This is a genomic window from Roseospira goensis, from assembly GCF_014197795.1.
GTDB classification, from domain to species: domain Bacteria; phylum Pseudomonadota; class Alphaproteobacteria; order Rhodospirillales; family Rhodospirillaceae; genus Rhodospira; species Rhodospira goensis.
In genome coordinates this window covers 1-21,451 of sequence record NZ_JACIGI010000040.1, presented here as the reverse complement: position 1 = coordinate 21,451, position 21,451 = coordinate 1, and the positions used below count along the sequence as shown (strand labels likewise).

The window sequence follows — 21,451 nt, the reverse complement described above, 5'->3', positions numbered from 1 at the left end:
GCCTCATGTCCTCTCCGTCGCCCCGCCACCAGTGCCGCCGCCGGCGGCGGCGGCCGGCCCCCACCCGGTGCCCACATGGTGGCGGGCGAAGCGCGGCCCCAGGGTGGTCAGGATCTCGTAGCCGATCGTGCCCGCGCGCGCCGCCAGATCGTCGACGGGGTTGAACGGACCGATCAGGTCGATCAGGTCGCCCGGCCGCACCGGCGTCTCGGCCGGAACCGACGTGATGTCGAAGGTGACGAGGTCCATGGACACGCGGCCGACCAGGGGCACGGGCGTGGCGCCGACATACCCCATGATGAGGCCGCTGGACGCCCGCGGCAGGCCGTCGGCATAGCCCACACCGACGGTCGCGATGCGGCTGCCGGCGGCCGACCGGTGGCAGGCACCATAGCCAACGGTGGCAGGGGCGTCAACGTGGCGCACCTGGAGGACGCGGGCCTGGAGGCGGATCACGGCGGCCATCGGATTGGGGCGGCCGGGCGTCGGGTTGACGCCGTACAGGGCCACGCCGGGGCGGGCGACGTCGTGATGGGTCGCCGGCCCCAGAAACACCCCGGAGGAGTTCGCCAGACTGCCCGGCACCCCGGGGAAGGCCGGGCGGGCGGCGTCGAAGGCGGCGATCTGGGCCGCGTTCAGGGGGTGTCCCGGCTCGTCGGCGCAGGCCAGGTGGCTCATCACCAGCCGAACCGCGATGCCGTCCAGCACGCCCGGATCGGCGCGCAGGGCGGCCAGTTCGGCGTCGCTCAGGCCAAGCCGCGTCATGCCGGTGTCGACGTGAATCGCCGCCGGCGCCGCCTGGTCGCCCGGGTGGCCGCGCGCGTGCGCGGCCCAGCGGTCGATCTGCTCGCGGCTGTTCAGCACCGGGATCAGGCGGGCGGCGCTGAACTCCGGCTCGGTGCCCGGCGTCGGCCCCGACAGCACGAACACCCGGCTGTCCGCGGGCAGCGTCGGCGCCACCCGCAGGCCCTCTTCAAGCTGGGCCACGAAGAAGGTGCGACACCCGGCCCGGTACAGCGCATGGGCCACCGACACCGCCCCCAGGCCGTAGCCGTTGGCCTTGACGACGCCGCCGCATTCGGTGCCCGGCTTCAGCCGCGCCTGGAGCCGGCGCCAGTTGCCGGCCAGCGCGTCCAGATCGACGGTCAGGATGCCGCCGGCGCGCGGATCCGCGAGCGCGTCGGCGGCCGGCACGGCGGCGGGGAGCGGTCCGGGGGACAGACGCAGGGGCGAGGTCACGGGCGGCGGACTCCAGACGGGACGCGGTGATGCGGCGCGGAACCGGGGCGACGGTCGGCATCGACGCCGACCGGGACCGTCAGAAATCCGGTCCCTCCGGCGCGTCGGTGATTTCCAGATTGCCGAACCTCGTATAGTTCCCGTCGAAGAACAAGCGCACCGTGCCGATGGGGCCGTGACGCTGCTTGGCGACGATCACCTCGGCCACGTTGTGGGCCTTCTCGCATCGCTGGAGCCATGTCTGGTGACGCTCCATGTACTTGTCCTCGCTTTCCTCGGCGCGCCGGGCCGGCTCGGCGCGTTCAAGGTAGTACTGTTCGCGGAACACGAACATGACGACGTCCGCGTCCTGTTCGATGGAGCCGGATTCGCGCAGGTCGGCGAGCTGCGGGCGCTTGTCCTCGCGCTGCTCGACCGCGCGCGAGAGCTGCGACAGCGCGATCACCGGCACGTTCAGCTCCTTGGCCAGCGCCTTCAGGCCACGGGTGATGGCCGAGACCTCCTGCACGCGTGAGTCTGCGTTGGTGATCTTGCCGGGGCTCATGAGCTGGAGGTAGTCCACCACCACCAGCGCCAGCCCCTGCTGGCGCGCCAGCCGGCGGCAGCGCGTGCGCATGGCCGAGACGGTCAGCGCCGGGGTGTCGTCGATGTGCAGCGGGATGCGGTGCAGGTCCTGGCTTTCGATCAGCAGGCGGTCGAAGTCGTCGGCCGACAGCTCGCCGGTGCGGATCTTGTGCGAGGAGACCTGCACCCGCTCGGCCAGGATGCGGGTGGCGAGCTGCTCGGCGCTCATCTCCAGCGAGAAGAAGGCAACCGCCTTGCCGCGCTCCTCGTCGTCGGCCTCGTCGATCAGGTAGCGCGCGGCGTTGAAGGCAATGTTGGTGGCCAGCGCCGTCTTGCCCATGGACGGCCGCCCAGCCAGGATCAGCATGTCCGACGGATGCAGGCCACCCAGCTTGCGGTCCAGGTCGAGCAGGCCGGTGGTGATGCCGGCCAGCCGGCCCTCTCGCCGGTGCGCGGCCTCGGCCATCACGATGGCGCCCTTGAGCGCGGTCGTGAAGTCCATCAGGCCGCCGTCGTACTGGCCGTGGGTGGCGAGGTCGTAGAGGCGCTGCTCGCCGACCTCGATCAGGTCGGTGGCGCTGATCTCGATGTCGTTGTCGTGGGCCTCGTTGACCATGTCGGTGCCGAGCCCGATGAGCTGGCGCCGCAGGTAGTAGTCGTGGATCAGGCGGGCATAGTCGGCCGCGTTGATGATCGTCACGACCGAGCCCACCAGCGCCGCCAGGTAACGCGCGCCGCCCAGGTCTGACAGCGCCTCGGCGGTCTCCACGTAGGGCTTCACGGTGACCGGGTTGGCCACCTGGTTGCGCTCGATCAGGCGTTGGCAGGTGTCATAGATGAGGGCATGCGCCGGGTGCGTGAAATGCTCGGCGCGCAGGAACTCCCCGGCCTTTTCCAGGACCTTGTTGTTGGTCAGGAGGGCGCCGAGGAACGCCTGTTCCGCCTCCAGGCTGGCGGGCGGCGAACGCAAGCCGGACGGATCGTCGTCCTCCGCGGCGGCGGCGTCGACGGGAGAAGAGAGCGTGTTGACCATGGCCCCAACATAGCGCGCCACGGCGCCGGCGCCGAGCCCCGGGCGGCTGTGAATTGCGGGGATATCGGGGATATCGGGGATGCCTCGCCGGGCGGCCGGACCGATCCGCGATCAGGCGCCCCCTGTCAGGGCAGGGCTGTCCACCTCGGGCCGCATCAGGAAGGTGACGATGCGTTCGGCGGTGCCCAGTTCGGCGCCGGGGTGACGCACCAGATAGGCGCCGACGGCCGCCCGCCACGCCCGCGCTTCCGTCTCGCCATGGGCCAACGCGGCCCGATGGGCGTCGCGCACCAACGCGCGATCAGACAGCACGGCTTCGGCCGACGCGTCAGCCGGCGCGGTCGACCGCTCCGCCTCCCGCCGCCCGCGACACACGGCCGCCGCAAAGAATAGGACCCAATCGTCCTGTGACATTCCGGGCTCTCCCACCGTTCCTGGTGGCCTCTGGACCCCGTTCTAGGGCCGCTTCCGTCCCTGCGGCCCTTGGAACATCTCGTGTCCCGATATCCCAAGAGCGGATGAGGTCACACTAACACATCGCCCCTACCCCCACCACCAATCCCGACTCCCGGCCCCGCCCGCCGGCTCTGCAGCCGAGCGCCCGTCATGATCGCCTTCCCTGATTCGTTTCTTTGCGCGAGTCGGTTCAGACGCGAAACTTGAGGGCCGCCGTGCCGCCGCTTCGCGCCATGCCGATACGCCGTCGGGCGGGGGCCGGGCGGGCGCGGAGTCGCGCCGCCACCCCGCGCGGCGTCCGCGGCCGCGGCGGTCTCGACTCGGCGGCCCTCGCCGCGCCGCGCGCGCGATCAATCTACGCCTTGGCTTGGTACAATGGCTTGAGGTCGGCCCACCGCACGGTCGGACGATCCGGCTCCGGTTCGCTGAGGGGCTGGACCTCGCGCAGGCCGGTGCGGCAGCGTTGCGCCAGTTCCTGGTACTGCTTCGTCCCCTCCATCTTCCAGGCGAACTCGGCGTCGGTGACCGGGCGGATCACCTTGCCGGGCACCCCGGCCACCAGGGAGCGCGGCGGACACTGCGTGCCCGCCTTCACGAAGCACTGGGCGGCCACGATGCTCTCGGCGCCCACCACCGCACCGTCCATGACCACGCTGTTCATGCCGACCAGGGCGCCGCGGCCGATGCGCGCGCTGTGCAGGATCGCGCCATGCCCGATATGACCGTCGACCTCCACCACCGTCTCGGTGCCCTGGAAGCCGTGCATGGTGCAGTTGTCCTGGATGTTGCTGCCCTCTTCCAGGATGATGCGGCCGAAGTCGCCGCGCAGCGAGGCCGACGGCCCGACGTAGACCCCGGCACCGACGATCACGTCGCCGATCAGGATGGCGGTGGGATGGACGAAAGCGGTTGGGTGCACGACCGGCACCAGGTCTTCGAAGGCGTATACGGGCATGGGGTCTCCTTTCGCGGCGACGGGGCACGGCACGGTTCCATACGCAACCGTCTGGTCCCCGATCGTGCCGGGACGCGGAGCCGCCGGCAAGATGGCGCGCCGGTCGCGATCACGGCATCTCGTCGTCCCACGCCTCGTCCCAGGGGTCCACCCGCAGGCCGTCGTCGTCATCCTCGTCGTCGTCCGGCGGCAGCACCGGCAGCGCCCGCCCCGCCGTCCGGCCGGCGGCGTTGGTCACGGTCGGCTGGAACAGATCGGCCAGGTCCGCCCGCTCCTGCGCCGAGAGCACGCCGAGCGTCTCCAGCACCAGCCCGAGCGCCACCTCGGCCGCGCGTTTGCCGCCGTCGTCGATCTTCAGCGCCACGCCGATGCCGTGCTCCGGCACCATCGCCGCGACGTTGCCCTCGGCCCCGGCCTTGGACAGCACGCGACCGGCCGTGGCCTCGATCACCCGGGTATCGGCCCGCCCCGGCCCGGCCACCAACGCCGGATGGGCCGCCATCGCCGCGCGCAGGCGCTCCACCGCCGCCCGCCGCGTCGGCGCCAGGGCGCGCGGATCGGCCAGCCGTGCCATGCCCAGCGCCACCGCCCACAGCGGCAGCGCCAGCGCCGGGATGCCGCAGCCCTCCGGCCCCCAGGGCGCGGCCGTCGCGTCCACCTCCGTCAGGTCGCTCAGCACCGCCATCGCCGCCCGCTGCACCGGGTGATCGTGGCCCGCATAGCCGCGCGTGGGGGCCCCCAGCGCTTGGGCCAGCCGCAGGAAGCCGGCATGCTGGCCGGCGCAGTTGTGGTGCGCCGGCCCCGGCCGGCCGCCGGCCGCCGCCAGGGCGCGGACCGCCGCCGCATCCAGCGGCCAGTCGCGGTCACCGCAGGCCAGATCGGCCTCGGACAGGCCCATGGCCTCCAGCCAGGCGCGGATGCGGTCCACGTGCATCGGCCAGCCGGAGTGCGATGCGGTGTGCAGCGCGATGCGCTCCGGTGTCAGGTCGGGGGCGTCGGGCAGCGCCTCCAGCAGCGCCAGGGCCTGAAGCGGCTTCAGCGCCGAGCGCGCGAACGACGGCCGGTCCACGTCGCCCCAGGCCAGCAGCGGCCGCCCCTCGGCGTCCAGCGCGATGGCGGCGCCGCGGTGCCAGGACTCGATGGTTTCGCCGCGCGTCAGCGCCACCAGAACAGGGTTGTCGGGGAACAGCAGGGGGGCGGCGGCAGCGGTCGGGTCCATACGCGCATCCTCAGGGTTTCGTCGGGGGCGGGCGGGCGATCGTGGCAGGCCCGGCCGGTCCGCGCAACGGCATCGCCGGAGACGGGCACCCACCCCGCCGCGCACGGCACGCGCGACACCGGGCGCGACAGCGGCGCCGGGGCCTGCTATGGTTTCATGGTCTGCGCCGCTCGCGTCAGCGCGGCCGGCCGCCGTTCGGTGGCGGTCCGGCGGCGCGGTCATCGACACGGGCGCGGATCGCCATCAATCGGCACCACGACGTGGTTCGGATTGATGGTGTGGATCCGCGCCAAATGTATGAATCGCAGCCGATTATCGCGACAAACCGAAATCGCGCCGCGAGTCCGGTTTATCGCAATCTCGGCTGTAAGGTCCCGCATGACCGTCCTGCGCCCCTCCGTCGCCGCCCCGCCGTTCTGGAGCGCCCTGCCGGGCAATGTGCGCGGTGGCCTGCTGATGCTGGGCTCGGCGGCGGCCTTCTCGGTCATGGCCGCGCTCATCAAGCGCCTGGCCCTGGACCTGCCGACGCTGGAGTTGGTCTTTTTCCGCTCCGCCTTCCAGGCGGCGGCCCTGCTGCCGCTGGCGCTGCTGGCGGCGCGCCGCGGTGGCCCGCAGACGCTGCTGACCCGCCGCCCCGGCCTGCATGGCCTGCGGCTGTTGCTGGGCGCGGTGGCGGTCGCCGCCGGGTTCTACGCCATCGCCGCGTTGCCGCTGGCGACGGCCCTGTCGATCAGCTTCACGCGGGCGCTGTTCCTGACCCTGCTGGCGGTGCTGGTGCTGCGCGAGTGGGTCGGCCCGCACCGCTGGGCGGCGGTCGCGGTCGGCTTCCTGGGCGTGGTGGTGATCCTGCGGCCGTGGCACGACAACGGCGGCGTCGACCCGGCCCTGCTCGCCGGCCTGGCCTCGGCCGCGGCCATCGCCGGCATGAGCATCTGCGTGCGGCTGCTGTCGCGCACGGAGGGCAACCTGGTGATGATGCTCTATCCGGCGCTGTTCACGACGGCGGTGTTCGCGATTCCGACCGTGGCAACGTGGCAGCCCCCGACGGCGCTGCACTGGGGCCTGATCGTCGCCATGAGTGCCTGCGGCGGCCTCGGGCAGTTCCTGCTCATCAACGCCTACCGTCAGGCCGAACCGTCCGCCGTCGCCCCGATGAACTACACCCAGCTTCTGTGGGCGGCCGCGATCGGCTACGTCGTCTTCGGCGAGTTCCCGGACGCGGCCACGTGGCTCGGCGCCGGAATGATCCTGGGGGCGGCGCTGTACACGCTGCACCGCGAGCGCAGACGCGGCCGCCCGATCACGGCGCCCGGCTCGTCCGACGCCACGTCCTCGAGACCCTCCGCCGAATGTCGCAGCGCAAGATCTGCGTCCAACGAAGTATTGCCCCGGGGCGGACACTGAGATAGGACAGGGTGCGTGCCGGCTCGCGCGCTTGAGTGGCGTAGTCGGATACTTGCGCGTTGCGCTGTCATCATGCCCCGAGGGGGGAAGCGGTTCCGGTGTCCGCCACGATCCTGATCCTCAACGGCCCCAACCTGAACCTGCTCGGTCGCCGCGAGCCGGCCGTGTATGGCCGCGAGACGCTCGACACCATCGCCGCCGCCTGCCGCGAGCGGGCCGAGGCCCTGGGCTACGCGGTCGACGTCCGCCAGAGCAACCACGAGGGCGAGCTGATCGACTGGATCCAGCAGACCCATGCCGATGTCCGCGGCATCATCCTCAACGCCGCCGGCTACACCCACACCTCCGTCGCCCTGGCCGACGCGCTGCGGGCGGTCGGGCTGCCGGTGATCGAGGTCCACCTGTCCAACGTGTTCGCGCGCGAGTCGTTCCGGCATCACTCCTTCATCGCACCCGTGGCGCGCGGCGTCATCGCCGGCCTGGGCAGTCACGGCTACCTGCTGGCCCTGGAGGCCATGGCCCGCCTGCTGGACGCCGACCGGGCGGACGCCCCCGGCCCGGCCGCGCCGCCCTGACCACGCGTCCCCGAGTTGCGACCCGCCCGGGTGCCGCCCGGCGGGCCGTCCCGTTCCCGTCGACGACGAAAGACCGAAGCCACCGCCATGCCCAGCACCCCCATCGACACCGACGCGGTCCGCGCGCTCGCCGAGCTGCTCGGCGAGACGGATCTCTCCGAGATCGAGTACGATACCGGCGAGTTGCGCATCCGCGTCGCCCGCACGGTGACCGTCACGGCGAGCGCGCCGGCGGTGCCGGCGGCCGCCCCCGCCGCCCCCGCGCCAGCGGCGGCCCCCGCCGCCGCGGCCGCAGAGGATCACCCCGGGGCGGTGCCCTCGCCCATGGTCGGCGTCGTCTACCTGGCGCCGGAGCCCGGGGCGCCCAACTTCATCAAGGTGGGCGACACCGTCGACGAGGGCACGACGCTGTTGCTGATCGAGGCCATGAAGACCTTCAACCCCGTGCGCGCGCCGCGCGCCGGCCGCGTCGCCGCCATCCTGGTCGGCGACGCCACGCCGGTGGAATACGGCGAGCCGCTGGTCGTGATCGAGTAGGACCGCCCATGTCCGCCGCCGTCCTCCCGGGCTCCAAGGCCGCCGCCGAGCGGGCCCCGATCCGGTTCGAGAAGGTGCTGATCGCCAACCGCGGCGAGATCGCCCTGCGCATCCTGCGGGCCTGTCGCGAAATGGGCATCCGCACGGTCGCGGTGCATTCCACCGCCGACGCCGAGGCCATGCACGTCCGCCTCGCCGACGAGTCGGTGTGCATCGGGCCACCGTCGGCGCGCGAGAGCTACCTCAACAAGGCCGCCCTGCTGGCCGCCGCCACCATCACCGGCTGCGACGCCGTGCACCCGGGCTACGGCTTCCTGTCGGAGAATGCCGACTTCGCCGAGATGGTGCAGGACCACCACATCACCTTCATCGGTCCGCCGCCGCGGCTGATCCGCAAGATGGGCGACAAGATCGCCGCCAAGCAGGCCGCGGCCGAGGCCGGCCTGCCCTGCGTGCCCGGCTCCGACGGCGCGGTCGAAAGCGCCGACGACGCGGTCGCGCGGGCGGAGGAGATCGGCTATCCGGTGCTCATCAAGGCCGCCGCGGGCGGCGGCGGGCGCGGCATGAAGGTGGCCGACTCCGCCGCCGCCGTGACCGAGGCGTGGCGCACCGCCCGCACCGAGGCGCTGGCCGCGTTCGGCCACGCCGAGGTCTACATGGAGAAGTACCTGGCCAACCCGCGCCACATTGAGGTGCAGGTGCTGGCCGACATGCACGGCACCGCCGTGCATCTGGGCGAGCGCGACTGCTCGCTGCAACGCAAGCACCAGAAGGTTCTGGAGGAAGCCCCCTCCCCGGCCCTGACCACGGAGGAGCGCGAGCGCATCGGCGCCGTCGCCGCCACCGCGACCCGCAACCTGGGCTACTACAACGCCGGGACCATGGAGTTCCTCTACGAGAACGGGCACTTCTACTTCATGGAGATGAACACCCGTCTCCAGGTGGAGCATCCGGTCACCGAGATGATCACCACCCTGGATCTGGTGAAGGAACAGATCCGCATCGCCCAGGGCGAACGGCTCGGCTACACGCAGGACGACATCCGCTTCTACGGCCATGCGATCGAATGCCGCATCAACGCCGAGCATCCGGTCACCTTCGCGCCGTCCCCCGGCACCATCGGCCGCTATCATGCGCCCGGCGGCATGGGCGTGCGGGTGGAGTCGGGCCTGTACACCGGCCTCAAGGTGCCGCCCCATTACGACGGCATGATCGCCAAGCTGGTGGTGCACGGCGCCAACCGTCAGGAGTGCCTGATGCGGCTGAGCCGGGCGCTGGGCGAATACGTCATCGAGGGTGTGGAGACCACCATCCCCCTGCATCAGCGGCTGATGAAGGCGCCCCGCTTCGTCAGCGGCGACTACGACATCCGGTGGCTGGAACAGTTCGTCACCGACCCCGACCCGGCCTGACCGGGGTCGGGCGTCGGGCATCAGGCGCCGGGCGTCGGGATCCCCCCATCATGCGGACGGCGGATCGGGCGCCAGCGCGCGGGCATCGTCGACCAGCCGGGTCCGCGCCACCCACCAGTGCGGTCGCGCCTCGGCGATCGCGCGGCGGGCCGCCTCGGCCTCGGCCTCGCTGGCGAACAGCGCGAAGCAGGTGCCGCCGCTGCCCGACATGCGCGTCAGCAGCGCGCCGGCCTGGGCCGTCAGCAGGTCCAGGGTCTCGCCCACGGCATCACACAGGGTGCGCGCGGGGGGCTCCAGGTCGTTGCCGCGCCCGGCCAGATCCTGAGCCAGGGCCAGCGCGTTCACCGGGGCATCGCGCAGCGGCGCGGGCCGGGAGAACGGGCCGCGCCGACGCCCGAACACCTCGGGGGTGGAGACCGGCGCCCCGGCGTTGACCAGCAGCAGCGGCGCCGCCGGCAGCGCCGGCGCCGGGTCGAGGACCTCGCCGATGCCTGAGACGTGGGCGGCGCGCCCGTACAGGCACACCGGCACATCCGCCCCCAGGCCGAGCGCCAGATCCAGCATGGTCGCGTCATCCAGCGTCAGGTCCCAGAGGCGGTACAGCCCGCGCAGGGCCGCCGCCGCGTCGGCCGAGCCGCCGCCGATACCACCCGCCACGGGCAGGTGCTTGGTCAGGGTGAGCCGGGCGCACGCCGCCACGCCGGCGGTCTCGGCCAGCGCCCGCGCGGCGCGCAGGATCAGGTTGTCGGACGGGTCCAGGTCGGCCAGCGCGGCCGCGTTCGGCCCGTCGACGGTCAGCGACAGGTCGTCGGCGGGGGCCACCGTCACGACGTCGTGGACGGCGGCGAAGGCCATCAGGCTGTCCAGCAGGTGATACCCATCGGCGCGGCGCCCGGTGACGTGCAGGTACAGGTTGACCTTGGCCGGGGCCGCCGCGCGCAGGGTCGTGGCCATGTCCGCGGCCGTCTCCGCGGTCGCGCGCGTGTCCTCGTCGGCGGTGCTCACCGGCGCACCTCGCGGGTGATCGGCTCGGCCGGCGGCAGGCCCTCGCTCAGCTTGCGGGTGATGACGTCCACCGTGTCGGGATCCGGTTCGAGGCTGAGCGCGCGCTCCCACTGGAACCGGGCCTCGGTGCGGCGCCCGACCCGCCAGTAGGCATCGCCCAGATGGTCGTTGATGGTCCAGTCCTGGGGCCGCAGTTCCACCGCCCGCTCCAGTTCCGTGACCGCCGCCTCGTAGCGGCCGAGCAGGTAGTAGCCCCAGCCCAGGCTGTCCACGATGTAGCCGTCGTTGGGGCGCTGGCGCACGGCCTCCTGGACCATCTCGACGGCGCGTTCGATGTGCTCGCCGCGGTCGAGCCAGGAATAGCCCAGGTAGTTCAGGACCTCGGGCTGGTTCGGCTCCAACTCCAGCGCGCGCAGGAAATCGGCTTCGGCGCGATCCCACTGCCCGGCGCGCTCGTGGGCGATGCCGCGCCGGTACAGCACCGGCCACAGCAGGCCGTCATCCTCGCTCATGCGGTCGATGGCCGCCCCGTAGGCGGCGGCCGCCGCCTCGAAACGCTCGGCCCGGCGCAGCAGGTCGCCCTTGTCCACCAGCGGCTCGACCTGATCGGGGTGATCGGCGGCCAGGCTGTCGTAGCGCGCCAGCGCCTCGTCGATGCGGTCCAGGTTCTCCAGGTTCTCGGCCATGTAGAGCTGAACGATGTAGTCCAGCGACGGATCATCGGCCGTGTCCATGCGCGACAGTTCGGCATTGGCGGCCGCGAACCGCTCCATGCGCCGCAGCGTCTCGGCGATGGCCAGCCGCGCCCGGGAGAAGTCCGGCTTGACCGCCAGCGCCAGCCGCATCAGGACGATGGCGGTGTCCGAGCCCTGGCCCTGGTTCACCATCAGGCCGCTGTAGTGCAGCGCCTCGGCGAAGCCGTCGCGGGGGGTCTCCACCAGGTCGGGCGCGGCCGACGCCCCCTCACGGCCGAGCCGGTCCGCCAGCCGCATCACCGACGGCGGGGTCGGGCCGGCGGCGGCATAGGCCGCCAGCAGGTCGCGGGCCTCGGCCACCCGGCCCAGGCGGACCTGAAGCATGGCCAGCAGTTCGAGGGCGCGCACGTTGTCGGGCGGCCCCGCCTCCAGATAGGCGTCCACCAGGGGCGCGGCGCGCTCCGGCGCGCCGGCGAGCAGCGCCATCAGCGCGGCGTGGAGGTCGGCCAGGCGGCGCGCCGACGACAGCCGTCGCGCCGGTTCCAGGGCCGCCAGGGCGGCGTCCAGGTCACCGGTCCCAAGGATCGCCCAGGCCGCCATCAGGGGCTGCAACAGCCCGTTGAGACCGCGCGGCTCCAGCTCACCGAGGAGGGCCGCGGCCCGATCCGGCCGGTCCTGGCGCATGGCGTCCGTCGCCAACAGCAGCGGGGCGAAGTCGTCGCCCGGGATCGCCGCCACGGCCCGCTGAGCCACCGCCACCGCCAGATCAAAGCGCCCGGCCGCCGCCAGGTAGTAGTAGGACCGGCGCATGAGCAGCGGGTTGTCGGGATCGGCGGCCAGGGCGGCGGCATAATTCTCGGCCGCCGCCTGGATGTCATTGTGATATTGCGCGGTGCGGGCGGCCAGATACTTGCCCAGGGCGGCCCCGCTCGGCCCGGCCCCCGACCCCTGCGGGCCGGCCTCCGGATCGGCCAGCCCGGGGGGCACCTCCACGCGATCGACCTCGCCGGCCGCGCTGGCGGCCACGGTCGCCCCTGCCGGCGGCGGGGCCCCGGCCCCGGCGGCCGGCGGACCGATCGGCTGGGCACAGGCCGCCGGGACCACGGCCAGGGCCGTGGCCAGGGTGGTCGCGCGCAGGAGCGCGCGCGGCCCGCCGCGCGGCATCCGGCGAGGGGCGGGGGGAGCGGCCACCGCCATGGGCACCTCCTGCGGGACGGGCGGGACCGGCCGGGGGCGTCCGCCGCTGCGGGACGCCGGCCCGGCCGCCCCGGGCCCTTACATGTTGGGATAGTTGGGGCCGTCGCCACCCTGCGGCACGACCCAGTTGATGTTCTGCGTCGGATCCTTGATGTCGCACGTCTTGCAGTGCACGCAATTCTGGAAATTGATCTGCAGGCGCTGACCGCCGTCGGTCTCGTCGGGCACGAACTCATAGACGCCGGCCGGGCAGAACCGCGCCTCCGGTCCGGCGTAGTCCGCCAGATTCACCCGCTTCGGCACCGTGTCATCCTTCAGGGTCAGGTGGCACGGCTGGTTTTCCTCATGGTTCGTGTTCGACAGGTACACCGAGGACAGGCGATCGAAGCTGACCTTGCCGTCCGGCTTGGGGTACTCGATCGGCTTGCAGTCGGCCGCCTTCTTGAGCGCCGCGTGGTCCTCGTGGTGCCTCAGCGTCCAGGGCGACAGGCCGCGCGTCACGTACGCCTCGATGGCGGAATAGGTGATGCCGCCGAAAAGGCCCCAGCGGAACGACGGGCGGATGTTGCGCACCCGCCACAGCTCCCAGCCCATCCAGGAGTCCTTGAGCGCCTCCCAGTACCCGGTGACCGCGCCGGTCTTGCCCGCCTTCAGGTGGGCGAACACGGCGTCGGCGGCCAGGATACCCGACTTCATCGCGGTGTGGGTGCCCTTGATCTTGGGCACGTTGAGGAACCCGGCGGTATCCCCGACCAGCACGCCGCCCGGAAAGGTCAGCTTCGGGATCGACTGCCAGCCGCCCTCGGCCAGGGCGCGGGCGCCGTAGGAGATGCGGCGGCCGGTCTCGAAAGTGGGCCGGATCGACGGGTGCGTCTTCCACTGCTGGAACTCGTCGAACGGGCTCAGGTAGGGGTTCTGGTAGTCGAGACCGACGACGAAACCGACCGACACCAGATTCTCGCCGAAGTGATACATGAACGAGCCGCCGTAGACGTCGCGCGGCACCGGCCAGCCCACCGTGTGCACGATCAGGCCGGGCTGGTGCACGGACGGGTCGACCTCCCACAGCTCCTTGATGCCGATGCCGTAGGTCTGCGGCTGCACCCCCTCGCGGAGGTTGAAGCGGTCCATCAGCGTCTTGGTCAGGGAGCCGCGACACCCCTCGGCGAAGATGGTCTGACGGGCGTGCAGTTCCATGCCGGGCTCGAACTGGGCGGTCGGCTCGCCGTCGCGGCCGATGCCCATGGCCCCGGTGGCCACCCCCTTGACCGAGCCGTCGTCATGGTACAGCACCTCGGCGGCGGCGAAGCCGGGGTAGATCTCGACGCCCAGGGCCTCGGCCTGCTCCGCCAGCCAGCGGCAGACATTGCCCAGGCTGACGATGTAGTTGCCCGTGTTGTGCATCTGGGGCGGGGTGGGCAGGCGGATGTCGTTCTGGTTGGTCAGGTACAGGAACCTGTCCTGGCCGGCTTCCTGCTCCAGCGGCGCGCCCTTGCCGCGCCAGTCGGGGATCAGTTCGTCGAGCGCACGGGGTTCGATGACCGCACCGGACAGGATGTGGGCGCCGACCTCGGAGCCCTTCTCCAGCACGCACACACTCAGGTCGTGCCCCTGCTCCGCCGCCAGGGTGCGCAAACGGATGGCCGTCGACAGGCCGGACGGACCGGCCCCGACGATGACCACATCGAATTCCATCGCTTCGCGTTCCATGACACCTCCCCTGCCGCCGCGCCGAGAGCCTGGCATGCGGTGCGTCCCCGCGGCGGCTGTCCAGCAGATCCAACCGTGTGTGACGAAGTGGGCCTTGCTATAGCACAGGAGCGACAGAGCGGACAAAAAGTACGCCGGAGTCGGTCGAGCGGACCATGCCGGGATGCCCGGCTCTGGTGCGTCCGGACCAAGACCATTGGCCAGCTTGTGTTCGGTCCGGCCCCATGATGGACTCCTATGATTTACCCCAGGTGGGACCCAGACGGCATGGACACCCCGTGCAGCGGTCACCCGGGCTCGGCGGTCGACCATGATCGGCCCTTGGCAGCGACCGCCCCGGCCCCCTCTCAGCGCCTGTCCGACTCCGACATCCGATCCTGTCTCGACGGGACCGGCGTGGAGGCCCTGGTGCGCGACCTGGAGGGGACGCTCGGCCTTCCGGCGGCGGTACTCGACCGCTCCGGTGCGCGGCTGGCCGGCACGCCCCTGCCCGCGATCTGCGAAGCGTGCCAGCGCGGCGCGACCGGCCGCCTGCCCTGCGCGACCGGCGGCACCCCGGCCACAGAGACCGGGGCCGCCGAGGCCGCCGGCCCCGCGCTCTGTCCGCACGGGCTGACCGCCTGCCTCACGTCGATCGAAGCCGACGGTCACCAGATCGCCACCCTCATGGTCGGCCCCCTGGTGGCCCAGGCGCCCGACCCCGATCGCCTGGCCACCCTGCGCGCCTGGTGCGGCAGCGCGTCCGCACCGGTCGAGACAGCGCCCGCGACGGCACCCGAGACGGCACCCGAGACGGCGGCGGACGGCACCAGCGTGCCACTGCTGCCGTCCGATCGCCTGCCCGGCCTGATGGGCACGCTGCGGGTGCTGGCCGCGGCGGCGGGTCGGGCGGCGCTGGCCGAGGCCCGGGCGCGGGCGGCGTCGGCCCGAAGCGAGCGGCTGCTGGCGGAGCGCACCGCGCGCCTGCACGAGGCCGAGAGCCGCCTGCGCCGCATCGCCGAGCAGGTGCCCGGCGTGGTGTATCAATACCGCCTCTACCCCGACGGCCGCTCCTGCTTCCCCTATGCCAGCGAGGGCATCCGCTCCATCTACGGGTTCGCGCCGGAGGACGTGCGCGAGGACGCCTCGCCCCTGTACGCCGTGCTGCACCCGGACGACCATGCGGCGGTCTGCGACTCGGTGCGGCGCTCGGCCCGCGACGCCACCGAGTGGCACGAGCAGTACCGCGTGGTGCATCCCGTCAAGGGCGTCATCTGGGTCGAGGGCCGCGCCCGCCCGGAGACCCTGGCGGACGGCAGCGTGCTCTGGCACGGCCTGATCCTCGACGTCACCGAGCGGGTGCGCCAGGACGAGGCCCTGCGCACCGTCCAGGACCGCTACCGCCGCGTCACCGCCGCCCTGCGCGACGGCACCTTCGACGTCGACCTGCGCCGCCGCGAGGCCGACGTGGACGCGCGCTTTTTCGAGATGCTGGGCTACCCTGACCGGGCCTTTCCGGTCACGGCCACCGAGTGGATCCGGCGCATGCACCCGGAGGATGCGGCCACCGTCCAGCAGGATCTGGCGGCCCAGATCCAGCACGGCGACCTCTTCCGCATCGAGTACCGCACCCAAACCGCGGACGGCGGGTGGCGGTGGATCGAATCACGCGGCCGCGTGGTGGAGCGCGAGGACGGGCGACCGCTGCGCCTGATCGGCACCAATGCCGATATCAGCGACCGCAAGGCGGTGGAGGCGGCGCTGCTGGAGAGCGAGGCCCGCTTCCGCGCGCTGTTCGAGCACTCCCCGGTGGCCTATCTGGCGCTCGACGCCCTGGGCCGCATCACCGAGGTCAACGACCCCTTCAGCACCCTGCTCGGCTACAGCCGCGACAACCTGTGCGGTCAGGTGCTCCAGGCCTACCTGGCGTCGGCCACGCGTGCGGCCGGCGCGTCGCTGATCGCCGCGGTGCTCAAGGGCACCCGCGACGGCGGCGAACTGACGCTGGTGCGCGCCGACGGCACCGAGCTGGCGGTGCACCTCGTGGCCCGGGTCGAGTACGACCACTGCGGCCACTATGTCCGCACCCATTGCGTCATCCACGACATCACCGAACACACCCGCCTGGAGGCCCGGCTGGCGCGCTCCAACGCCGACCTGACCCAGTTCGCCTACGCCGTCTCCCATGACCTGCGCGAACCGTTGCGGATGGTGACCGGCTTCCTGGGCCTGATCGACCGCCGCGTCAACGCCTCGATGGACGAGGAGCTGCGCCAGTTCATGGACTTCGCCTTGGACGGCGCACAGCGCATGAACGCGATGATTCTCGACCTGCTGGAATACTCGCGTTTGGGACGCGCCGAGACGGAGCCGGAACCGGTGCCGCTGGAGGGCGTGGTCGCGGATGCCCTGCGCAACCTGACCGCCGCCATCGCGGACCGCGCCGCCGAGGTGACGGTGCCCCACGCGCTGCCGACCGTGACCGGCGACCGCTCCGAACTGGTCCGGCTGTTCCAGAACCTGATCGGCAACGCGGTGAAGTTCGTGCCCGCCGAGCGCCGGCCGGTCGTCACCGTCTCGTGCCGCAACGACGGCTCGGGGCGCTGGCGTCTGGAGGTCGCCGACAACGGTCAGGGTGTTCCCGCCGACCAGCGCGAGCGGGTCTTCGGCGTGTTCCAGCGGCTGGTGGATCGGACCCAGTACGACGGGACGGGGGTCGGCCTCGCGCTGTGCCGTCGCATCGTCGAACGGCACGGCGGCACCATCTGGATCGAGGATGCCCCCGGCGGCGGGACCCTGTTGTGCTTCACGCTGCCCAAGCAGCAGCGCCCGGCCCGGCGCGCCGACGACAGCCCCGCGGACGCGGACCGTCAGGGCTTGTTCAACATGCTGAACATGCATCAGGTCCGCATCGTCGGTCGGCTCAAGAACCTGCTCGACACGGTGCGTCGGCGCGAGGTGCCGGCGGAGACCGCGCCCGGCGAGGCCGAGTTCCTGGTGCGCGAGGTGGAGGCCTACCGCGTGTTCGTGCACGCCCATGCCGACGCCATCTTCGGGCACGGCCTGTCGCCGGACGACGCCGATCCGCGCGCCGAAGCCGATTCCCTGATGTTCGCCGTGCACCGCTCGATCGAGTCGCTGCAGCAGCCCAGCCCCGCCGAACCCATCGACTGGGTGCAGGTGCTGAAGGCGCTGAACGCCCTGCTGGACCACGTCAGCCACACCCACAGCCGGCTCCAGGCCCTGCGGGCGGAGCGGGTGGCCGGACGCCGGGCCGTGCCGGCGCCCGAGGCCTGGCACGGGCGCGCCCCGGCAACCTGGGGCGCCGCCTAGCGCGGATCGCGACACACATCGCGACACACCGAGATCCCGCCGCGAGTCCGGTCTGTGGCAATCTGATGGAACGCCGACCGCGCGGCCGACGGTCCAGAGTTCGACGGTTCAGATCAAGCGAATCCCGGGCGGACGCCTGTCTTTGTCCAGTCGTCACCACGGTCTCGGAGCAAGCGCCGAACCGACCGGATCGCGCGCCAGACAATCCGGCCCTGTCACGTCTTGGCGATGATCGGCCGGGGCGGTGGATTGCGCCTTTGTGGCCGATCGGCTACCGTGCCGGGATCGTTGAACGGCGGACACAGCGCCTGGCCCCAGTCTGGCCCCAGTGGATCGTTGCTGTCCGCCACCCTAGCGGTCCGGTGTGGTTCGGACCGCAGCGGAGGCCGCTCGCGGACAGAGCGAGGCGGCGGCCGCGACACGACGGCGCCGGCCGGTCTCGGGGTCATCCCCGGTCGGGCGCGCCGCATTCCGCATTCAAGACTACCACCGCGCGGTCTTGCGGGTCTGGTCGCCCGAGGCGCTGGGCGCTTCGTGTGGGGGCTGTCGCCCCGAGCCCCGCAGGGTCGCGTCCGCGTGAAAGGGACGGGACGCTCTTTTTCGCTCGATCACCACCAAGCGGTCGCCCGACCAGCGGCCGCGCAATGGGAGAGCCAATCCATGACGCCACCGGAGCAACTCTACGAGACCGAATACGAGGTCGGTCAGGACAACATTCAGAAGTTCGGGATGGATATCCACAACCCGGTCTTCTGGGTGTCGGCCCTGCTGATCCTCGTCTTCGTGATCGGGACGCTCATGGTCCCGGATCAGGCCAAGGTCGTCTTCGACGGAGCCAAGACCTGGTCGATTAACAACTTCGACTGGCTGTTTTTGGCCGCCGGCAACATTTTCGTCATTTTCTGTATCGTTCTGATCTTCCTGCCCGTGGGCAGCGTCCGTCTGGGTGGCCAGGATGCCCGGCCGGAGTTCTCGCTGCTCTCCTGGTTCGCCATGCTGTTCGCCGCCGGCATGGGCATCGGCCTGATGTTTTGGAGTGTCGCGGAGCCGGTCGGCTACTACACCGACTGGTTCGGCACCCCGCTGGGCGCCGAGCCCAACACCCCCGACGGCGCCAGCAAGGCCATGGGCGCCACCATGTTCCATTGGGGCCTGCACCCGTGGGCGATCTACGCCGTGGTCGGCCTGTCGCTGGCGTTCTTCGCCTACAACAAGGGTCTGCCGCTGACCATCCGCTCGGCCTTCTACCCGCTGGTGCAGGACAAGTCCTGGGGCTGGTTCGGCAACGTCATCGACGTGGTCGCGGTGCTGGCCACCATCTTCGGTCTCGCCACCTCGCTCGGCTTCGGCGCCCAGCAGGCGGCCGGCGGTCTGGACTTCCTGTTCGGCATCCCGTCGGGCATCAACACGCAAATCGCCATCATCGTCGGCGTCACGGCGATCGCGGTCATTTCGGTGGTGCGCGGCCTGGACGGCGGCGTCAAGCTGCTCAGCAACATCAACATGACGCTGGCCGCGCTGCTGCTGCTGTTCGTCATCGGCACCGGCTCGACCGTGGCTATCATCACCGGCTTCTGGGACACCGCCGTCTCCTACGCCGAGGTCATCGTGCCGCTGGGCGTGTGGTGGGGCCGCGAGGACGGCTCGTTCATGCACGACTGGACGGTGTTCTACTGGGCCTGGTGGATCGCGTGGTCGCCGTTCGTCGGCATGTTCATCGCGCGCGTCTCCTACGGCCGCACCGTGCGGCAGTTCATCACCGCCGTCCTGCTGGTCCCGACCGTCGTCACCATCGTGTGGATGACCGCCTTCGGCGGCACCGGCCTGGAACAGGTCATGACCCAGACCGGCGCCCTGGCCGACGGCATCGGCGATTACACCCTGTCCATGTTCCAGATGCTGGAGAACCTGCCACTGCACGCCATCACGTCGTTCATCGCGATCTGCCTGGTGCTGGTGTTCTTCATCACGTCGTCGGACTCCGGCTCGCTGGTCATCGACAGCATCACCGCCGGCGGCAAGCTGGACGCCCCGGTGCCGCAGCGCATCTTCTGGGCCGTCATGGAGGGCCTGATCGCCGCCGTGCTGCTGTTCGTCGGCGGCGCCAGCGCGCTGGGGGCGTTGCAGGCGGCGTCGATCACGGTCGGCCTGCCGTTCACCCTGGTGCTGCTGGCCATGTGCGTGACGCTGTACATGGGTCTCAGCCACGAGCGGAAGTACGTCATGCGGGCGGCCTGACGGCCACCCGGCCCGGCGCGGCCATGGCGGCCGCCCCGGTGCCACCGTTCCGCATCGGACCGACCCCCGCGGGGGCCGCAGGCCGGCGACGGCGTGCGGCCCCCGTGGCCGTTCGATGCCACTTTTCCCACGCCCGATCGCTCCCATATGCCGGGAACGGACGGCACTGGACACGGAAGGGCCACGCATGCAGCCGAAGGACGCGACGACCAACGAGGGCTTCAAGGGCTTCACGAACCACGCCTGCCCGTTCCTGCCCTGCCACGAGGGCGTTCGGGGCGAGTTCAACTGTCTGTTCTGCTACTGCCCGCTGATCGCCTACGAGTGCCCCGGCCCCTACGAGGTGTTCACCGACAAGAACGGGGTCACGCGCAAGGACTGCTCCGCCTGCACGCTGCCGCACAACGGCTACCGCGGCGCCTGGAACTTCATCCAGAAATGGCTGGAGAAGCCGGTGGTCTGGAACGGCGAGCCCCAGACCCGCTACTACAAGCAGAAATACAAGCCCCAGAAGAGCCGCTCCAACGCCAAGGAATAGGCGCGGAGACGATCGGGTTCGCCTGCACCCTCACCGCCGGCTGTACTTGCCGACCACGAGGTGGAAGCTGACCACCTCGTCGCGCGGCACCGCGAACTCCCCCGGCGGGTTGAACTGGCGCAGCACGAGCCCGCGTCCGTCCACCCGCACCAGCCGCTTGACCAGGGCCGTCTGACCGTCCGCGACGCGCCGGATGACGAGCACGTCCTGGCCCGCATAGGGCGGTCGCGTCGGGTGGCACAGGATCATGTCGCCGGGCTCGAACGCCGGGCTCATGCTCTCGCCGATCATGTAGAAGCCGAAGCCGCCGTTGACCCCGTCCAGGGGGGCGGGGCGCCGCACCCATTCGATCGGCTCGAAGCTCACGATCATCTCCCCAGCGGGGCCGCCCAGGGCCGAGCCGAACACCGGCAGATCGCGGTCCCCCACCAGCCCGTCCAGGCGCGGCCGGGCCAGATCGACGTCGGCGCCGGTTCCCGGCGCGCCCGTTCCCGCCTCCGTCGCCGCGTCCGCCCCCCCGTTCGTCAGAGCGCCCGTCGTGGCGCCCGTCGTGGCGTCCGTCGTGGCACCCGTCGTGGCGTGCGTCGTGGCGTGCGTCGCCGCGTGCGTCGCCGCATCCGGCGCCCGTCCCTCGTCCGAGTCGCGTGCGCCCCCTGGGGCCGGTGCGTCCGGGGTCGCGGTGGTCCGCACCCCGGCCGGGTCCTCGGCGAACCCCGGGCCGGCGTACGGTACCATTCGTACCGACTCGCGCCCAAGACCCTCACGCAGCGCACCGCCCTGTCCGAACTGGAGCCACGCCGGCGCGACCTGGAAGTGGACACCATACCGTTCCGCCGCCTCCGGACGCAAGCCACGCTGGCCGTTTTCGTGGCTCTTGTACGTGTTCACGTTCCAGCCGAAGCGAGCGGCCGCGTCGGCCGCCGTGGCGAAGCCGGCGGCCTTGCGGGCCTGGCGCAATCTGTCGGCGGGCGTGTCCATACGCCAAAGCATATCACGGCGCGTTTTGTGATTCCACTTGACCGACGCGGTGCGTTTTGCACCCTTGGGAGAACATAGCATGAACGATCAGAGGTCCGGACGCGCCCGCGCGCCGCCCGCCCCCGCCGTCCCCAGCGCAAGGATGACCGCCCATGACCGATGCCGCCGCGCCATCCGCGTCGTCTCCCCTGCCCTCCGCGCCGCCCCCCACCGACCTGCCCGTTCAGGCGCGGGTTCTGTTCGCCCTGCTGACCCGCGCCGCCGCCGACGGGACCCCCTGCCCCAGCAATTTTGGTTCATGACGGAAAATCGGGGAGGGGCGGACAACGGGACGGTCTGACACACTGGTAGTTGCGACACGACACAGACTGCCAGGGAGGCCCC

Annotated in this window: 17 protein-coding genes; 8 read left to right on the top strand and 9 right to left on the bottom strand. The window is 71.6% G+C overall.

Annotation, left to right across the window (positions count from 1 at the left end; genetic code table 11):
• Positions 1-3 precede the first annotated feature (3 nt).
• The 5 genes from alr to GGD88_RS16235 all read right to left on the bottom strand — a co-directional run bounded on the left by alr (position 4) and on the right by GGD88_RS16235 (position 5,466).
• A complete protein-coding gene (gene alr, locus GGD88_RS16255; RefSeq protein WP_184437402.1) occupies positions 4-1,194 on the bottom strand; it encodes an alanine racemase in 1,191 nt (396 codons plus the stop codon).
• Between the two features lie 124 nt (positions 1,195-1,318).
• Positions 1,319-2,836 (bottom strand): replicative DNA helicase, encoded by a 1,518-nt coding sequence (locus GGD88_RS16250; protein WP_184437400.1) that lies wholly within the window; start codon positions 2,834-2,836, stop codon positions 1,319-1,321.
• Positions 2,837-2,947: 111 nt separating this feature from the next.
• On the bottom strand, positions 2,948-3,250 hold the full coding sequence (locus GGD88_RS16245; protein WP_184437382.1) for a hypothetical protein: 303 nt from the start codon (positions 3,248-3,250) through the stop codon (positions 2,948-2,950).
• 397 nt (positions 3,251-3,647) lie between these two features.
• Complete coding sequence (locus GGD88_RS16240; RefSeq protein WP_184437380.1) at positions 3,648-4,247, bottom strand: phenylacetic acid degradation protein PaaY; 600 nt, start codon at positions 4,245-4,247, stop codon at positions 3,648-3,650.
• Positions 4,248-4,356: 109 nt separating this feature from the next.
• A complete protein-coding gene (locus GGD88_RS16235; protein WP_184437378.1) occupies positions 4,357-5,466 on the bottom strand; it encodes an asparaginase in 1,110 nt (369 codons plus the stop codon).
• A 378-nt stretch (positions 5,467-5,844) separates the two neighbouring features.
• Between GGD88_RS16235 and GGD88_RS16230 the strand changes: the two genes are divergently transcribed.
• From GGD88_RS16230 to accC, 4 genes are all read left to right on the top strand, one after another.
• Positions 5,845-6,870, top strand: a complete 1,026-nt coding sequence (locus GGD88_RS16230) for a DMT family transporter (RefSeq protein WP_184437377.1) — start codon at positions 5,845-5,847, stop codon at positions 6,868-6,870.
• 98 nt (positions 6,871-6,968) lie between these two features.
• Positions 6,969-7,445 carry a type II 3-dehydroquinate dehydratase gene (gene aroQ, locus GGD88_RS16225; RefSeq protein WP_184437375.1) on the top strand — a complete coding sequence of 159 codons (477 nt, stop codon included), beginning with the start codon at positions 6,969-6,971 and terminating at the stop codon, positions 7,443-7,445.
• A gap of 87 nt (positions 7,446-7,532) precedes the next feature.
• Positions 7,533-7,982, top strand: a complete 450-nt coding sequence (accB, locus tag GGD88_RS16220; RefSeq protein WP_184437372.1) for an acetyl-CoA carboxylase biotin carboxyl carrier protein — start codon at positions 7,533-7,535, stop codon at positions 7,980-7,982.
• A gap of 8 nt (positions 7,983-7,990) precedes the next feature.
• Complete coding sequence (gene accC, locus GGD88_RS16215) at positions 7,991-9,394, top strand: acetyl-CoA carboxylase biotin carboxylase subunit (RefSeq protein ID WP_184437371.1); 1,404 nt, start codon at positions 7,991-7,993, stop codon at positions 9,392-9,394.
• Between the two features lie 48 nt (positions 9,395-9,442).
• Here the strand turns inward: accC and GGD88_RS16210 are convergent, their stop codons facing one another.
• From GGD88_RS16210 to GGD88_RS16200, 3 genes are all read right to left on the bottom strand, one after another.
• Entirely contained in the window at positions 9,443-10,348 is a 906-nt protein-coding gene (locus GGD88_RS16210; RefSeq protein WP_184437398.1) for a 4-(cytidine 5'-diphospho)-2-C-methyl-D-erythritol kinase, read from the bottom strand.
• 47 nt (positions 10,349-10,395) lie between these two features.
• On the bottom strand, positions 10,396-12,291 hold the full coding sequence (locus tag GGD88_RS16205; protein ID WP_184437369.1) for a tetratricopeptide repeat protein: 1,896 nt from the start codon (positions 12,289-12,291) through the stop codon (positions 10,396-10,398).
• A 78-nt stretch (positions 12,292-12,369) separates the two neighbouring features.
• The gene (locus GGD88_RS16200; protein ID WP_184437367.1) at positions 12,370-14,001 is read right to left on the bottom strand and encodes an electron transfer flavoprotein-ubiquinone oxidoreductase; all 1,632 of its coding nucleotides are present in this window, start codon (positions 13,999-14,001) and stop codon (positions 12,370-12,372) included.
• 267 nt (positions 14,002-14,268) lie between these two features.
• Here GGD88_RS16200 and GGD88_RS16195 point away from each other — a divergent pair, with 267 nt between their 5' ends.
• From GGD88_RS16195 to GGD88_RS16185, 3 genes are all read left to right on the top strand, one after another.
• Positions 14,269-17,313: a PAS domain-containing sensor histidine kinase gene (locus GGD88_RS16195; RefSeq protein ID WP_184437365.1), complete on the top strand. Its 3,045-nt coding sequence runs from the start codon at positions 14,269-14,271 to the stop codon at positions 17,311-17,313.
• Positions 17,314-17,973: 660 nt separating this feature from the next.
• Entirely contained in the window at positions 17,974-19,551 is a 1,578-nt protein-coding gene (locus GGD88_RS16190) for a BCCT family transporter (protein ID WP_184437363.1), read from the top strand.
• A 187-nt stretch (positions 19,552-19,738) separates the two neighbouring features.
• Positions 19,739-20,089, top strand: coding sequence for a cysteine-rich small domain-containing protein (locus tag GGD88_RS16185; protein WP_184437361.1), 351 nt, complete (start codon positions 19,739-19,741; stop codon positions 20,087-20,089).
• Between the two features lie 30 nt (positions 20,090-20,119).
• On the opposite strand, the gene GGD88_RS16180 is transcribed toward GGD88_RS16185, so the two are convergent.
• Positions 20,120-21,067, bottom strand: coding sequence for a S24 family peptidase (locus tag GGD88_RS16180; RefSeq protein ID WP_184437359.1), 948 nt, complete (start codon positions 21,065-21,067; stop codon positions 20,120-20,122).
• 152 nt (positions 21,068-21,219) lie between these two features.
• On the opposite strand from GGD88_RS16180, the gene GGD88_RS16175 reads away from it, so the two are divergent.
• Positions 21,220-21,369 carry a hypothetical protein gene (locus tag GGD88_RS16175; protein WP_184437356.1) on the top strand — a complete coding sequence of 50 codons (150 nt, stop codon included), beginning with the start codon at positions 21,220-21,222 and terminating at the stop codon, positions 21,367-21,369.
• Positions 21,370-21,451 lie beyond the last annotated feature (82 nt).

Bases quoted from the DNA above. Each gene is read 5' to 3' on its own strand.
- GGD88_RS16240 (WP_184437380.1), bottom strand. From the start codon at position 4,247: ATGCCCGTATACGCCTTCGAAGACCTGGTGCCGGTCGTGCACCCAACC.
- GGD88_RS16195 (WP_184437365.1), top strand. From the start codon at position 14,269: ATGGACACCCCGTGCAGCGGTCACCCGGGCTCGGCGGTCGACCATGAT.
- GGD88_RS16250 (WP_184437400.1), bottom strand. From the start codon at position 2,836: ATGGTCAACACGCTCTCTTCTCCCGTCGACGCCGCCGCCGCGGAGGAC.
- GGD88_RS16205 (WP_184437369.1), bottom strand. From the start codon at position 12,291: ATGGCGGTGGCCGCTCCCCCCGCCCCTCGCCGGATGCCGCGCGGCGGG.
- accC (WP_184437371.1), top strand. From the start codon at position 7,991: ATGTCCGCCGCCGTCCTCCCGGGCTCCAAGGCCGCCGCCGAGCGGGCC.
- GGD88_RS16190 (WP_184437363.1), top strand. From the start codon at position 17,974: ATGACGCCACCGGAGCAACTCTACGAGACCGAATACGAGGTCGGTCAG.
- GGD88_RS16175 (WP_184437356.1), top strand. From the start codon at position 21,220: ATGACCGATGCCGCCGCGCCATCCGCGTCGTCTCCCCTGCCCTCCGCG.
- GGD88_RS16185 (WP_184437361.1), top strand. From the start codon at position 19,739: ATGCAGCCGAAGGACGCGACGACCAACGAGGGCTTCAAGGGCTTCACG.
- GGD88_RS16235 (WP_184437378.1), bottom strand. From the start codon at position 5,466: ATGGACCCGACCGCTGCCGCCGCCCCCCTGCTGTTCCCCGACAACCCT.
- GGD88_RS16210 (WP_184437398.1), bottom strand. From the start codon at position 10,348: ATGGCCACGACCCTGCGCGCGGCGGCCCCGGCCAAGGTCAACCTGTAC.
- accB (WP_184437372.1), top strand. From the start codon at position 7,533: ATGCCCAGCACCCCCATCGACACCGACGCGGTCCGCGCGCTCGCCGAG.
- GGD88_RS16180 (WP_184437359.1), bottom strand. From the start codon at position 21,067: ATGGACACGCCCGCCGACAGATTGCGCCAGGCCCGCAAGGCCGCCGGC.
- GGD88_RS16245 (WP_184437382.1), bottom strand. From the start codon at position 3,250: ATGTCACAGGACGATTGGGTCCTATTCTTTGCGGCGGCCGTGTGTCGC.
- GGD88_RS16200 (WP_184437367.1), bottom strand. From the start codon at position 14,001: ATGGAACGCGAAGCGATGGAATTCGATGTGGTCATCGTCGGGGCCGGT.
- GGD88_RS16230 (WP_184437377.1), top strand. From the start codon at position 5,845: ATGACCGTCCTGCGCCCCTCCGTCGCCGCCCCGCCGTTCTGGAGCGCC.